Origin of the sequence: Arthrobacter sp. B6, from assembly GCF_001663775.1 — a bacterium.
Classification (GTDB): Bacteria; Actinomycetota; Actinomycetes; order Actinomycetales; family Micrococcaceae; genus Arthrobacter.
The window spans coordinates 526,918-542,017 of the sequence record NZ_KV467168.1 but is presented as its reverse complement, the minus strand read 5'-3'; the positions used below and the strand labels follow the sequence as shown (position 1 = coordinate 542,017).

Genomic DNA, 15,100 nt, shown 5'->3' with positions numbered 1-15,100 from the left:
GACCACCTCCAGCCAAGAGGTCGACGAAAACACCTGGTGCCGCGCCTGCTCGGGAAAGCCCGTGATCGATCGGGGCCGCGCTCCTGTAGGCAAGGGCCTTCTTCGACGTCGCGGCATGTTTCTGCGTCCTCGCCACCTCCATGAAAAGGGCATAACCGCAGCCCGGCATCCCCGGCGCCGTGCAACACGCGGAGGTTTTTCCTGAGGCAGGGCAACGCACTCTTGGAGGTTTCCCACTGAGGCAAAATAACCACTGCGGTTACGTGAAGGTTTTAGGTCAACGCGTCGATTGTCAAATCGACGTACTGTACGCTGCCGTGTTTGTAAGGCACTCGGGGGCGCGATTGGAAGGCGTCAGTAGACGCCGCCTATGCCCTGCGCGCCAAGAGCCCCACGCGTTAGTGGCGCCACGGGTTCGTCAACAACAATGGAAGTCTGGTCACTGTGTGCGCGTGCGAGGACGGTGCGCCGTGCGCTTGGAGGCTGTTCGCGAGCCGTTCCAATCCAACTTCACCAAGGGTTTGGGCGTCGGCGTCCGTCGCGGTCGCAGTTGAAAATGAGATCATCGTCGACTGTGATGCGGACTGAGCGACGAATCGGACGGCAGGGGTGGAAGGAGACAAAATCACCAACACACGTGTAGCCCTTATCTGCCAAAACGCGGTCCCGAGGGGGTGCGCGGTATTCCCCTTCCAGGACATGGGACCCGAATCTCCTCGAGAGCGGTGGCCTATGGTCGTGTCATTCAGGTTGCCGGCCGTAAGGACGGCTGAGAGTTTTTGCCCTTTGCCGTGGGTGGCCATGTGCCCCTTGGATGTCAGGCCACCGCGGGAACGTCCGATCGCGTGGTCAGGCAGTTCGATGCCGAGTTTCTGTAATTTGACGGGTCCCCCTGTGAGGCGTGGAAGGGTCGCTCCGTGCTGGCGGAGGCGCACGATCCTGGAATCAATTGAGGCAACCCAATCAAGATCGCCCAAGGTCTCCGCTCGGGTCTGGACGTGTTCGAGTACTTTCGTCCACGTGCCATCTTTGGCCCAGCGGTCGAAATTCTTGAGTACGGAGTTCCAGTTCCCGAAGTGCGCGGGAAGGTCCCGCCACGGCGCCCCGGTTCGAAACTTCCATGCAGTCCCCTCCACGATTAGGCGCCGATTCGCGACCGGGCGCACGTTGCCCTTCTATGCCGGGAACAGGGGACCGATCACGGACCACACCTCGTCAGGACCAGAAAGCGTCGTTCATCACCCAGCCACCGCAACACGCCCTCAATGGGGTTTAGTAACACACCCTAGGACTCTCCAGTTGCTCACTCTTCGGCGTCAGGCGAGACGACTCTCCCCGGCCGCTGCCAAATTACAGGGTGTACAGCTTCCGCGCTGTGCCACCGAGGACCATGTGCTGGTCGGTCGCCGGGAGATCCGCTAGGAGGAGTTTGATCGCATTCCATAGAGTCCGGTAGCTGGCAACGCCGCGGTCCATGGGGAAGTTGGACTCCGCGATGCAGCGCTGAGCTCCGAAGGCGGATAGCGCATATGACACGAAGGGAGCCCAGTGATCTGCGATCTCGGCGCTCGACACCGGAGTATCGCGCCCGGCAAGGGTGCCGGCCATTGGGGGCCAGCCCAGGCCCCCGATCTTGAGGTAGGTATTCGGGAGCTCGCTGAACTCGTCGATCCCGGCGCGCCACTCGGCGAAGACCTCGTCGGGCCTTCCGGCATGGCGGCCGACTGCGGCCGGCGACCCAAGGTGCTCAAGCACCACCGTCGTCTCCGGGACGGCACGAGTGGCACTCGCCAGCTTTGAGATCTGGGGGTGGTACACGAACGCTTCGAACAGGTAACCGCGGTCACCGACGAGCTTGAGTCCGGCGCGGAATGGGTCGGAGTCCATGAGCTCGGGAGCGGGCTGCTCTTTCGGTCGCGGAACGGCCGGGTCCTCGTCCCACGCGGTCGAGTGCCGGATCCCTCGGAACCGGCCTCGAGCCGCCTGGTCGTGAGCATCGAGGGCCTCTCCCAACTCCGGGCTGGTGAGATCGGTGAACGAGATGATCCCCGACAGGGCTGGAGCTCCCTCCGTGTCCGCAGCGACCGCGACCGCTTCCGTCTCCCCCACCGACCTGAGGTGCTCCGGACCGTCGGGCCGAATCGCCCACCCGCATTCGACGTAAACGGAGTCGACAATGCGATGTCCCGATTCCGTATCGGCACGGAACTCCGGGATCATGTAGTCGGGAAGCCGCGGTTTCTTGTCGTCCCAGATGTGCATATGAGCGTCGATGACTTCGACATCCGGATTCACAACGTCTTCGACGTCACCGCCCCGCAGTCCACTGTCGGACATCCCGCGCCTCCTTTGCTTAGCGTTCGCTAACTACGATCGTGGCTTGTGGATCGGCTTACTGTCAAGCCCAGCAAATTACTCGACGCAAACAGGCTCCTCCGGGCTGTCTTCGCCTGAACTCCGGACCGCGTCGAGCTAGCATGACGCAGCGGTCGGCGACATCCGGCGGCGTCAAAGCGCCGCCGGGATTGAACCAGTAAACTTAGACCGGGCAACATGCCGAGGATCGCGCGGCTCGCTTCGCGGGGGAGTGGAGTGGCGAAGGAGCCGTCCTCGCACCCCTGGGCCACAGGCAGGTGGTGACAAGGTTCTCGATGTAGTCACGTCGAGCAGCATAACGGTCGAAGTCTCCGGTGTCAGGCTCCGCATCTCGCGATTGAGGAATGCCGGATTCCAGTGTTGCGCCATGTACTCGACGATCGAGCGGACCAAGGCCGCCAGCCAAGGACGAGGCCCCGTTTCTGTATTACTACTACGCGAACAAGAGGGAATTCTCACGTACGCGATGAACGTTCTGGAAGTAGGGGTCAATGAACCATCCCCAGGGGTCCCGATGTGTGGTGGTGACACCCACACGTTTCGTGATGGTGCGAACCAGCGTCGCGTCATCTCCGTGAACTACGAACTCCGCGAGGGAAGCCTCGAGAATGTCCGGCAACATCTCGGTAGCCAGCTGGGCCTGCCCCACAACTTCACCTGCACGCATGGCTCCTCCCTCCGCGCTGCGAACTTATCAATTGCTTGATCAGGGCGGGAGCGCGGTTCTTGCTTCCATCGCAATTCACGCCTATGCTAGCGAGCGATAAGTAAAATTTCCGGGGTGAAAAGAATTGACTAACAACATGCCAAAGACCGACGACGCATCGCTAGTAGTCACCGAGAAGGTCGATCATGTGCAGGTCATCCGGATTAATCGCCCGGAAGCGCGCAATGCCATTAACGCTGAGGTTTCCTCCGCCCTAGGCGCTGCCCTGTCCGAGGCGAACGCCAATCCGAGTGTGCGGGTTGTGGTGCTCACCGGTACAGGTTCGGCGTTCTCCGCCGGGGCGGACCTCAAGGAACTCGCGCGAGGCCTGACCGCCGACAGCGTCCACTCGCCTGAGCACCCCGAGTGGCATTTCGGCGGCATCGTGCGGCAGTGGTGCGACAAGCCTGTCATCGCCGCCGTAAACGGGCACGCGATGGGAGGCGGCCTGGAGATCGCCCTAGCTTGCGACCTGATCGTCGCGTCGACGACGTCGAAGTTCGGATTCCCGGAGGTGAGTTGGGGCCTCTTCGCCGCAGGTGGGGGAGCGGTCCGATTGCATGAGTTCGTCGGCCTGCGCCGATCGCTCGAGATGCTCCTGACGGCAGACCCTATCGATGCGGCGACGGCGGTGTCATGGGGTCTGATCAACTGTGTAGTCGCGCCTGATGAGGTACTCGAGCAGGCTATGATCCTCGCGGCACGCATCGCGTCCCACGGCCCGAACGCGGTCCGGCTCACCAAGAAGGCTGTTTACCGCTCCGCGACCGACGGGTCAATGTGGAGCAAAGACTGGGGCGACGACCGCACCTGGAACATTAACGATGAGACTACGCTCGTCACTTTCCCCAGCGCTGAAGGCATCGAGGGGATGGCGGCGTTCGCAGAGAAGCGAGAGCCGCGATGGGAGTAGGCAGCCCTTCTGAGCAGTTCGGACCGCTCACCGGTTTGCGGGTGCTTGAACTGGGAGGAATCGGACCTGCCCCCTTCGGCGGCATGCTTCTCCGCGACCTCGGCGCAGAGGTGACGCGTATCGAGCGGGTTGAACACGTCGATGCCCCCGATATCAGCGTCTTCGCCCACTCCATTCTCACTCGGGGCCGCCGATCGATCGCCCTCGACATCACGACACCCGAGGGCGTTGCGGCGGTGATGGGTTTGATCGGCGACGTCGACGTGCTCATCGAAGGGTTCAGGCCCGGTGTTCTCGAGCGGCTCGGCTTCGCTCCTGAGACACTTTGGTCGCGCAATCCCCGGCTCGTCATCGGCCGCATGACGGGGTGGGGCCAAGACGGCCCGCTTTCTGCTTTCGCCGGACACGACATCAACTACCTCGCGGTAAGCGGCGTGCTCGGCGGAGCCGTCGGCCCGGACGGTACGCCCGTTGCTCCTCTGAACATGCTGGGGGACTTCGCCGGCGGGGGCCTGCTGCTGGCGTTCGGAGTGCTAGCCGCGGTGCACGAGGCGACCCGAACCGGCACAGGGCAAATCGTCGATGCGGCGATCGTCGATGGTGTGGCCCTGTTCACCGCGATGCTGCACGCCATGCGCCGTCACGACATGTGGGACGACGGCGACATCGGCGGGAATCTCTTCGACGGCGGCGCACCGTTCTACGGAGTGTTCCGCACACGCGACGACCAGTGGCTCGCCGTTGGCGCGATCGAACCGCAGTTCTACAACCGATTCATCGACATTCTCGGTCTCTCCGACCAGCTCAACGCCCTCGGGCAGCACGACAAGTCGCACTGGGCGCAGACCCGCGCGCTCTTCGTTGAGACAATTGCCGAACGCACCCAGTCGGACTGGCTTACCGCCTTCGACGGAGTGGATGCCTGCGTAAGCCCCGTCGTCCGACCAGCCGACGTGCTCTCCGAGGTTCACCTGGACGCGCGCCGCGTCTACACGGACGTCGATGGGATGATTCAACCGGCTCCGGCTCCCCGCTTCTCGCGGTACCAGACGATGACGGCAGCCCCGACCGTTGCCCCTGGCGCCGACACCGTGGCCGTCCTTCGGAATGCGGGCTTCGACGACACCGAGATCGATTCCCTGATCGCGCGCGGGGTGGCGCGTCAGCGACGGACCTGACCCGCATCGGTCACCTCTCGCGGTGGCCTTCGACAGCACAACGGAGTGAAATACATGGACGCAACACCGAGCCGCAGCCGCGGCGCCGAACACCGACCGACGGCAGCGACGACCCGCCCGGGCCTAATGATGGACTTTCCATTGACAACAGGCCAGTTCTTCTGGCGTATGCGTCACGTCAACCCCGACAGTTGCATCTTCTCCGTCCGGGACGCGGAGGGAACGTTCGACACTCACACGTTCGCCGAGGTCGCCGGCCGCAGCTTACGACTAGCCGCTGCCTTGGACCGGCGCGGCATCCGGCCCGGCGACTGCGTGGCGTCGTTCGCTTGGAACAGCGTCGAGCACATGGAGACGTACCTGGGCGTCATGGGCATGGGTACCGTGCTCCACACCATCAACCTGCGCATTCACGACGACCAGATCGCGTGGACTGCCCGCCACGCTGGTGACCGTGCCCTTATCGTCGATGACTCCCTCGCTCCTCAGATTTTCACGCTACTCGACCAAATGCCGGACGTCGAGTTCGTCGTCGTGATCGGCTCAGGCGACGTCCCTGGCATCGATCGACCGATCTTCCGCTACGACGAACTCATCGCCGAGGAGGTCGGCGACTACGCCTTCCCCGAGTTCGACGAACGCAGCGCCGCGGCACTCTGCTACACGTCGGGGACGACGGGCGATCCGAAGGGGGTGCTCTACTCGCACCGATCCATCGTCCTCCATGCGTTGACGATGGTTGGGGGAGACGTCTTCGGCATCCGACGCCATGATGTCGTGCTCGCGGCGGTATCGCTGTTCCACGCGATGGGATGGGGACTGCCGTTTATCTCGATCCTGACGGGTTCCAATCTCGTCATGCCGGGGCGCTTCCTCCAGCCGGCCAGCTTGGCGCGCACCATTCGGGATCATGGCATCACGTGGTCGAGCGGCGTGCCGACGATCTGGATGGACCTCCTCAACCACCTCGACGAGCACAAAGAGGACGATCGCCGCTGGGACACTCTCTCGTCGCTGCGCAAGCTCCTGCTGGGTGGCACCCAAGTTCCCCGGGACCTCATCACCCGAATGCACGACTTTGATGTCGAGGTTGTATCGGGGTGGGGCATGACCGAGACCTATCCGGGTGCCGCCGTGACGGTCGTTGACCCCTCCGAGACCCACGAGCAGAGCCTGCCCAAGCGCGTTCGCGGCGGAAAGGTGAGCCCGCTTTACGAAGTGCGGCTCGTCGACGACCAAGGCGTCATCCTGCCTCACGACGGTGAGGCGCACGGTGAGATCGAGGTGCGCGGCCCGATGGTCGCTTCGCACTACTACGGGCTGGAACCGGAGGAGGTCGCCGGCAAGTTCCGCGACGGATGGTTGCGGACTGGAGACATCGCGACGATCGATCGGGAGGGATGGATCACCCTCACGGATCGCGCGAAGGACATGATCAAGTCGGGCGGCGAGTGGATTTCGTCGGTTGACCTGGAAGTCGCGCTACAGGATCATCCGGACGTCAACGAGGTGGCGGTCGTCGGCCGACCTGACGAACGGTGGACGGAGCGCCCGCACGCATTCATCGTCTCGCCGAAGGATCTGGACGTGGATGGGCTGCGGAAGCATCTGCTCTCGCGCGTCCCGAAGTGGTGGGTACCAGAAACGTTCGAGCGTCTCGACAGCATTCCGCGTAGCACCACTGGGAAGTTCGACAAGAAGGCGCTTCGCGCGCGGCTCAAGGAGATTAACGACAAGACAGGAATTGAGAAGTGATGATACGAAACGCAGTGATCGTCGACGCCGTTCGCACGGCGTCCGGGAAGGGAAAGCCTGGCGGGGCCCTCTCCGGCGTGCATCCGGCCGATCTCTTGGGGACAACGATTGCGGCACTCGTGGAACGGACCGGCATCGATCCGGGCCTCATTGACGACGTCATCGCCGGATGCGTCAGCCAGGTCGGCGATCAGGCGCTTAACATCGCCCGGACCGCGGCGCTCGGGGCCGGACTGCCGATCCATGTTCCTGGCACCACCGTCGACCGTCAGTGCGGGTCCAGCCAGCAAGCCGCGCATTTCGCCGCGCAGGGCGTAATGGCCGGTGCCTACGACATCGTCATCGCCGGCGGGGTCGAATCCATGAGCCGGATTCCGATGTACTCGAATACCGGCGGCGGAGATCCGCTCGCACCGCTCGCCCGGCGCTTCCCGAGCTTGCCGCCTCAGGGCATCGGTGCCGAACTCATCGCATCGCGCTGGGGGCTGACCCGGAACGATCTTGACGAATTCTCGGCGCGGTCACACACACACGCCGCGCGCGCTGCCGAAAGCGGGGCGTTCGATGGCGAGATCATCCCTGTCACTGTCGCCGACGGGTCACTCCATACTCGAGATGAGACCGTACGCCCGGCGACCACAGTGGAGGGACTCGCCGCACTCTCTCCGGCATTCAAGAGCCCCGAGTACTGGGAGCGCTATCCCGAGATCGCGTGGAGCATCACCGCGGGAAACGCATCCCCGTTGACCGACGGCGCATCCGCAATGTTGATCATGTCGGAAGAGCGGGCACTCCAGCTCGGGATGCGCGCACGCGCCCGCTTTCACGCGTTCGCGGTGCGCGGATCCGATCCCGAAATCATGCTCACCGGGCCCATTGACGCCACGCGGCACATCCTCGAACGCACCGGCATGAAGATCGAGGACTTCGACGCCTACGAGGTAAACGAGGCTTTCGCACCTGTGCCGTTGGCGTGGGCCGCGGAACTCGGAGCCGACTCCCAGCGGCTCAATCCCCGCGGCGGCGCGATTGCGCTCGGCCATCCACTCGGGGCATCAGGCACACGCATCCTGACCACCATGCTTAACTACCTGGAGGACACGGGCGGGCGCTTCGGGCTTCAGGCCGTGTGCGAAGCGGGCGGCATCGCCAACGTCACCATCATCGAGCGAATCTGAACTTGAGGAGGCCCCACGGCGGGCGGACGGCCCTCGTGATCCCGGAACTGACGGTTGGATGTCGGGGTCGAGCGCAGCGTAGTCCTCTATGCTCGAATCATGGGCTTCCATAGCTGGTATTTCTTCGCCCTAGACGACCGGTTGCGTGCGCCCTAGGAAATAGGGTGCCCTACAATCGATGTATACTATATCGAACGAACGCTAGCGCACGGCGGAGCCTCAGCCGCGACCCCCAGCTGCTCATTCGAGACGCCTGACGTGGCGCTGGATAAGCCACAGGGGTGTTAGATCAGTAGTTGGGGGTTTTAGCCGGTCGATAAGAAAAGGACCTGATCGACGTGGCAGACGCGACCCAAATGGCAACATCGACGTGGCGCACAGACAGTGATTTGTCGCTCTCGCCCATTCTCGAAGCCGCACTGAAGGACCTCCAACAGCACGGCTACCACGGGACGACCGTGCGCAGCATAGCTGCCGGCGTCGGTCTAACGATGCCGTCGTTGTACTACCACTACGGCAGTAAGGAGGGCATCCTCTTCGCCCTCCTTGACATCGCGATGGACAGGCTCCTAGCGCGAATCGAACAAGCCGTGGATGAAGCCGCCGGCGACGACTACAAGGGCTTGTCGAACTACGTTGCCTCTGTTGCTCTGCACAACACTCTCCACTACGACCTCGCTCGATTGCACGACGAGTTCCGTTATCTGGGTCCCGACCTGCGTGCCAAGTACGTGGAGAAGCGGTCAAAGGTGCAAGACATTCTCGTCGATCTGCTGATCGCGGGAACGGCCGCGGGCAAGTTCGACGTCCAGGACCCGAGGTTCACAGCGCGCGTGATGCTCGGTACGGTGAGCGGAATCATCGACTGGTACAGCCCTGGCGGGTCACTTCAGGCGGAGGAGATCGCCGACCGATACGCTAGGTGCACGCTCCGAATGGTGGCGGCCGAACCGGATCACTGACTGCTGTCAGTGATGCCGCGCAGACGGCAAACTGCGGCAAAGCCGTCTCCGTTCAACACAGACTTCCATGGGGGCCATCGCGCTCGCTCCGGAAGTACTCAGTCAGTTGAGCTGCCAGAGTGCCTTGAATTGGTCCTCGTAGTCCTCAGTGCAGACCGGAACCGAGCCGGGTTGACTCGAGGTTGTGGGGAGTCATCACCCGGGAACGGGTAGAAGACGCTGTCTGACCTGACTTGGCTCATTTGCTTGGTGCGTGACTTTTGGGCTTTGAAGTGCCTTGAGAATGGCCTGTTGCTCGGGCGTGATGACGGGTGCGAACGCCTGCGTGGTGCCGTTGATGGTGATGGTTGCTGAGCGTAACGGCCGGAGCTGCTCGATGACATTGCGCACTCCGAGCCCGGTCCTGGACTGGACAGTCCGGGAGACCGCAAGCGCTGTGAAGACGATGGTCAAGTGAGCTTCTATCGCGTTGCGGGTGCGGTGGAGCATGGGCCTGGCCCCGCAGGTCTGACTTGCTCATCCGGTAGGACTGCTCGACGTGCCATAGGTCTTGGTAGGAACTGATGATACTTCGGACGCGGATATGAGGTCCGCCGGGATGTCGCTCCCGTAGCCTTTCACCCCGTCAAGTTGCCAGGCCCGTGCCAGCGAGGCTTCGTCCAGGCTGCGTTTGCCGCCCGTGGTCTGGATGAAGCGTGGGATCATCCCAGACGGACTTGGCGCGCAGGTCGGAGTCATTCTTCTGCTTGTGGCCGGTTCCGGGCGTGGTGGTGTCGATCAGTTTTCCCGTCGGTAACCGCGTCGCCGTCCCAGCGGAAGTGCGAGGCCAGATTGTTCGGCGCCTTCCTCATCCGGGAACCGACAATGAACCGAAAGTTCGCCTCGTCCAGCTCGCGCAGGTTCCCGCTGAGAGCATGTCGGCGTCGGCGTCGGCGACGACGACCATGTCGGCCCGGCAGTGGCGGGCCTGGACCTGCTTGATGATCGGGATGATGGTTGCGGTTTCGGCCTTGTTGCCTTCGAAGCAGCCGATCTGGAACAGGAAGCCGCCGCGGTCAACGAGCAGGCCGACGAGGGTCTGGGAATTGACGCGACGTCCTTGGAGTACCCGACCTTGCGCAGCTGTGAGTCCGTGACGACACCGCGGGGCAGAGCCGGTGCGCCCAGCAGTGTCCGCGGCCGTGCCGGGGATGTCGAACAGGGCCGGATCGCCCGCCCGAGCGAGCAGGCCTTTCAGGGGCGACGCGGGCTGAACTTCAAGCTCGAGGACACCCATGGGCGGGGTTCTCAAGCAGCACACCGAGCTCAGCCTCGGTATGCGCCGAGTCGACGTGCTTAACCATGCGCTACCGGCCCCTGACATCCTCCGCGATCAGCACCCCGGTCGCGCTCGAGTCCGTCCGCACCCGCCTAATGAAAGCCACGCGGTGACACTAGGACAAAACCCATTAGTGCGTGAAAAGCTGCCCGTTATATTTATTGGGTCCCCGAGGGTCGGGGATATGGTCGCTGGATCCGGTATGACTTTCTTGCCCTGTCTTTGATGATCCGGGGGTGTTGTCGCCCGGGTTCGGAGGCACGCGTTGACTGCCGATAGGGACACGGCCGGTTCCTTCCGATGGGGCCAGGTCTCTTTGTAACGTGGGTGCCAGCATCGGGTGTCGTGACTGGGGCCATAGGGGAAGAAGCACAATGCCTGCCGTCATCTGCCTGGCCCGCCGGCGCTGCGACGTCATCTACTCAATGCTCAGACAAGGCACCTTCTACGAGGAAAAACCCGCCCTGGCCGCTTGACCAAAAGCATAGGGACACCCCCGCGAACATTACCGCAGCTCAGCGACCCGCTGGCTCGCGAAACCACAGCCCGTGAGCCAATTCAGGAAAACGGGTAGAAGTCGCTCTCAGATCGCTGATCGAGTACGGAAAAGCAGCTGTCGAACCACGCGTCGATGACCTCCTGGTTGTCCGTCGGCGGGCTCCATGCGCTGCACGGTCATGGCCCACTGGGCGGCTTTCCCTCGACGAACGTCACGGCATCGGTGAGTGTCGCCCGGTCCGTGCGGAACGCGTTGACCGGGTGGTCGAGATCGGCGTAGCCGAACGAGACCGCACAGACCACCAATCGGTCCTGCGGAATCTCGAAGAACTGACGGACTACGTCCGAGTACATGGCAATGGCGGCCTGCGCGATGGTGGCGACACCGAGCGACGATGCCGCGTTCACCAGGTTGGCGACGTAGCCACCGCAGTCGATCGCACCGTAAACACCCTGGTTCCGGTCGGTCGTGACGATCGCGACGTGCGGAGCGTCGAAGAACTCGAAGTTCCGCAGCAGCTGACGGGCACGGCCTGGCATGTCCGACTTCTCGATGCTGAGGCTGTCGTAGAGCGCGAATCCAGATTTGCGCCGCCGGTCCTTGTAGACGCCGACGTATTCGACAGGCGGCGGGAAGTCGGGGCTTTCGCCCTCCTCCTGGGCACGAGCCACGAGCTTGTCCGCTAACGCGCGCTTTGCGTCGCCGCTGGCAACGTACACGTGCCACGGCTGCGTGTTGCACCAGGAGGCGGTCCGTTGCGCCAGCGCGAACATGTCCGAGACGACAGCCGTGGGTACCGGCGCGGGGAGGAAGGCACGGCAGCTCCACCGCTCGCTCAGGAGCCGGCGGAAGGCCAGGGCACACTCGTCGTCTCCGTCGGCTGTTGAGTTCTGGATCACGGTCGTGGTGCTCCTCTGTTGGGTGATCAGTGGTGCGCGGTGCCCGGGGGTGTGGTCCGGGCGTGAAGACGTACTTGCCGACGTACTGCGCTGCCCCGTTGGGAGAGGACGCTGTCCCGCGTCCGCCAGCGGTACCGCGGTCGGGTGGCGTGAACGTACCGTTCGCGACTTTGCTGAAGACACTCGGACAGGGTGGTGCCCTCACCGACCCGGAGCCGACCGGATCCGGCATTTTTGCGGTCCTCCGCCGTAACAGGTTGCCCTGCAGCCTTGAACACGATCTTGCTCGTCAGGACCAGAATCCGGCGGAACCGTATTCCCACCGGCTGCGTAGCGGTCGTGCTTCACGGCCAACTCCTGATATGCCAGCAGGTGGTCTCCCTGATACCGTAATCGTTTCACCGTGCTTACAGCATCTAATGCACTAGGCACCCACACATTTGCTATCAAGCATGGCAAGCCTGTTTCAGAATTCGCAGCGTGTAGGACAGGCTGCAAGTCTGCGCTCGGCCTCTGTCACCACTATTCGTCGACCGCCGTCCGCGGGCACCGGTCACCATTCGGTGATCAGCGAGCCGCGGTCCAGAGAACTCCGGCCGCCCCGGTTGTATCGGGCATCGACGACCTCTAGCACCGGTAGCAAAGACCAGTCGTCGCCAGGATCCCCCCCCAGCAGCTTCAATACCGCAGTCGCCGACCAGAACTGCACCTCGGCCGGTTCGAAGACCTGTCCTAGGGGCGACAGCAGTCCGTAGCGGGCTTCAGGTTCGAATGGGTTGAGTCGCGTCGCATAGGTAAGCATGCCCAAGCTCGCCGGTGGATCGGTCCGTACCCCGAGACGCATGACCATGCGCACGTAATCGAACCCGTGCCGGCCCGCCGTGAGGATGAGTACGTCGCCATCCCATTGCATCTGCGCCTCGCCGGTCTGGAGCGGCATGCCCCAGATCTCGCGGCCCGCGATGACGCCTGTGAACGTCGTCTTCATCCCGGTAATCCCGTACAAAACCGGCTTGCCCTCCAACTCGGCACGCACGCTCAGGTACACACCGACGTAGGGGCCGAACGTGCTGCGCCGATGATGAACCGCACGCAGCACACCATAAGCCTCACCCTCAGGAAGCGAGAGCACCGGCGGAAGCACCGAAGCGACCACGGCGCGGTCCGTGCGAAACACGACAGTAACCTCGTCGCCCTTGTCGTAGTGGTAGGGAGGATCGTCGATGACGTGCCCGATGAGTTCAGTCATTAGCTTGCTTCTTTCGAGAAGTGATTACTTGGCTGCGAGCGAGGGTATGAAGAGCGGTATGTCCGGTAGAAAAATCAGGATCACCACCACCACGATCGAGATGGCCGTGAAGGGCATAATTCCGAGGAACACGTTACCGAGCGTCACCTTAACACCCCGATTGACCTTCGGATCTTGCGCGATGCGGTGCACCACAAAGGTAAGCAACCCGATCGGCGGGAACACCATACCGATCTCGCACATGATCACGATGAACACTCCGAACCACAGCAGGTCGACATCCATTGCCTGCAGTGGAGCGATTAGCAGCGGCACGGTCAGAAGGATCATCGGGAGCGATTCGAGGAACATCCCGAGAACGATGTAGACCAGGATAAGTACAAGCATGAACTGGACCCGGTCGAGATCGAGGCTAATGAGCCAAGTCGTCAGGTTCTGGGCAATCCCGCTGAGCGCGATCACGCGAGTGAGCAGCAGTGCTCCGATCATGAGGATGAACAGCCCCGCCATTGAGATGATCGCCTCGCGGAAGATATCTCCGACGAATTTCAAGGTTGAAATGAAGCCGCGGTTACCGCGCGCGAGGCCAAACCAACCGACGATGAGCGCAAACACAGCGCCAAATGCCGCAGCCTCAGTTGCCGTGAAAACGCCGACGAAAATGCCACCAACCACGAGGAACGCGATAAGTACCAGCGGGATGGTGCCGACTAGCGAGCGCAGGCGCACGCCCCAGGTCGCCGACGGATCAGTAGATCGAGGCGCGACTGATGGCTTCAGGCTTGCCCATAGGACGATCACCAGTCCGAACCCGGCCGCGAGCATGAGGCCGGGGATGAGGCCGGCCAACAATTGCGGGCCCACCGGAACCTCGGCGACGCCCGCGTAGATAACGAGCATGATACTTGGCGGGAGAACTTGGCCAAGCGTCCCCGCCATCGCGACCGAAGCCGTTGCGAGCGTCGGTTTGTAACGGGCGTCGAGCATCTCGGGAAGAGCCATCTTGCCGAGGGCAAAGGTGATGCCCATCGTGCTGCCGCTTGTCGAGGCGAGACTGGCCCCGGCGGCGTTCGTCGCGAACGCTAAGCCCCCGGGCAGCCAGCCCAGCCAATGTCGAGCGGCCGTATACGCTTTGGCGGTCACCCCGCCCTTCCACATTGCGATGCCCATGACAATGAAGAGCGGGATGACGCTGAGCGACCACGAAGCGACTCCAGTGAAGGCGACCTCCCCCGCGGAAGCTCCTGCTGTCTTGTACGACGACACCGCAGCAAGCCCGACGACGGACGCTGCGATCATCGCGATGCCGATCGGAACGGTAAGCGCCAAGAGCAAGAGCAAGAGCACGATAGTCAGGACGCCGATCATAAGTTTCGGCGCCTCGCCGAGCAGCATTACGGCCACGACGACAGCTGTAGCGACCACGAATGCAACCGTCAACCATACAGGAAATCGCTTGCGGACCGTGCCGTCCTCCGCCAGCGGTGGCAGAAACTGGGTGTGGGTATTCATACCAGTACGTTCTCCTCAGGGGGAATCTGTTCTGTCGTGTCGATGCGCTTGCCAAGTTTGTATAGGTTCGCGACGGAAGCCAACGCGAGTATGACGAAGGAAACAACGACTACGAGCCTGCCCGGCCAGAACGGCACCCATCGGGTCCCATTCGCCCGCTCCCCGTGATCGATCGAGCCAAGCAGCGCCTCGAATGAGACGAACGAAAGCCAGGCAACGATCAGCAAAGTGATTACCTCCACCAGTGCGTCCAGTCGGCGTTTGGAAACGCTATCCAGCGCCTCGAGCAGAAGGGTCACACGTATCTGCTCGTTCCGGAACTGAGCGTATCCAAGCGCCAGAAGGGACACCCCGGGCATCCAGAAGTACGCGACGACGTCCAGGGTTCCTGGCAGTGGCGCACTCAGGAGATTGCGGGCGGTTACATCGATGATCACGTGAACCATCATCAGGGCGACAAGTCCGGCCGCGACCCCCACCGCTACAACCGTGATGCGATCGATGATGCGGATCCAGGCCGGGGATGAGCTGGGGGGCAGGCTCGCGGTCGTCATT

General features: G+C 62.7%; 12 protein-coding genes and 1 pseudogene. 5 read left to right on the top strand and 8 right to left on the bottom strand.

Annotated features, from left to right (window positions below; all coding sequences use genetic code 11):
- Window positions 1-398: 398 nt before the first annotated feature.
- The 3 genes from AU175_RS22715 to AU175_RS02255 all read right to left on the bottom strand — a co-directional run bounded on the left by AU175_RS22715 (window position 399) and on the right by AU175_RS02255 (window position 3,043).
- Window positions 399-1,166: an IS5 family transposase gene (locus AU175_RS22715; RefSeq protein WP_066285498.1), complete on the bottom strand. Its 768-nt coding sequence runs from the start codon at window positions 1,164-1,166 to the stop codon at window positions 399-401.
- A gap of 184 nt (window positions 1,167-1,350) precedes the next feature.
- Complete coding sequence (locus AU175_RS02260; RefSeq protein ID WP_066285496.1) at window positions 1,351-2,337, bottom strand: amidohydrolase family protein; 987 nt, start codon at window positions 2,335-2,337, stop codon at window positions 1,351-1,353.
- Between the two features lie 472 nt (window positions 2,338-2,809).
- On the bottom strand, window positions 2,810-3,043 hold the full coding sequence (locus tag AU175_RS02255; protein WP_066285494.1) for a hypothetical protein: 234 nt from the start codon (window positions 3,041-3,043) through the stop codon (window positions 2,810-2,812).
- Between the two features lie 136 nt (window positions 3,044-3,179).
- Between AU175_RS02255 and AU175_RS02250 the strand changes: the two genes are divergently transcribed.
- The 5 genes from AU175_RS02250 (at window position 3,180) to AU175_RS02230 (ending at window position 9,068) form a co-directional block, all read left to right on the top strand.
- Window positions 3,180-3,995 carry an enoyl-CoA hydratase/isomerase family protein gene (locus tag AU175_RS02250; RefSeq protein ID WP_066285492.1) on the top strand — a complete coding sequence of 272 codons (816 nt, stop codon included), beginning with the start codon at window positions 3,180-3,182 and terminating at the stop codon, window positions 3,993-3,995.
- A complete protein-coding gene (locus AU175_RS02245; protein ID WP_066285490.1) occupies window positions 3,986-5,173 on the top strand; it encodes a CaiB/BaiF CoA transferase family protein in 1,188 nt (395 codons plus the stop codon). The genes AU175_RS02250 and AU175_RS02245 overlap by 10 nt, the downstream gene beginning before the upstream one ends.
- Before the next feature lie 54 nt (window positions 5,174-5,227).
- Window positions 5,228-6,928: a long-chain-fatty-acid--CoA ligase gene (locus AU175_RS02240; protein ID WP_197497019.1), complete on the top strand. Its 1,701-nt coding sequence runs from the start codon at window positions 5,228-5,230 to the stop codon at window positions 6,926-6,928.
- A gap of 2 nt (window positions 6,929-6,930) precedes the next feature.
- Window positions 6,931-8,106: a thiolase family protein gene (locus AU175_RS02235; RefSeq protein WP_066290402.1), complete on the top strand. Its 1,176-nt coding sequence runs from the start codon at window positions 6,931-6,933 to the stop codon at window positions 8,104-8,106.
- Window positions 8,107-8,444: 338 nt separating this feature from the next.
- Window positions 8,445-9,068, top strand: coding sequence for a TetR/AcrR family transcriptional regulator (locus AU175_RS02230; protein WP_082978975.1), 624 nt, complete (start codon window positions 8,445-8,447; stop codon window positions 9,066-9,068).
- Between the two features lie 195 nt (window positions 9,069-9,263).
- On the opposite strand, the pseudogene AU175_RS22210 reads toward AU175_RS02230, so the two are convergent.
- The 5 genes and pseudogenes from AU175_RS22210 to AU175_RS02195 form a co-directional block, all read right to left on the bottom strand.
- Window positions 9,264-10,492: pseudogene (locus tag AU175_RS22210) on the bottom strand (IS1634 family transposase).
- A 569-nt stretch (window positions 10,493-11,061) separates the two neighbouring features.
- Window positions 11,062-11,784 (bottom strand): nitroreductase, encoded by a 723-nt coding sequence (locus AU175_RS02210; protein WP_066285481.1) that lies wholly within the window; start codon window positions 11,782-11,784, stop codon window positions 11,062-11,064.
- Between the two features lie 553 nt (window positions 11,785-12,337).
- Complete coding sequence (locus AU175_RS02205; RefSeq protein ID WP_066285479.1) at window positions 12,338-13,033, bottom strand: acetoacetate decarboxylase family protein; 696 nt, start codon at window positions 13,031-13,033, stop codon at window positions 12,338-12,340.
- A gap of 24 nt (window positions 13,034-13,057) precedes the next feature.
- Window positions 13,058-14,545 (bottom strand): TRAP transporter large permease, encoded by a 1,488-nt coding sequence (locus tag AU175_RS02200; protein WP_066285478.1) that lies wholly within the window; start codon window positions 14,543-14,545, stop codon window positions 13,058-13,060.
- Window positions 14,542-15,099 carry a TRAP transporter small permease subunit gene (locus AU175_RS02195; RefSeq protein ID WP_066285476.1) on the bottom strand — a complete coding sequence of 186 codons (558 nt, stop codon included), beginning with the start codon at window positions 15,097-15,099 and terminating at the stop codon, window positions 14,542-14,544. Before AU175_RS02195 ends, AU175_RS02200 begins: the two co-directional genes overlap by 4 nt.
- Between the last annotated feature and the right edge of the window lies 1 nt (window position 15,100).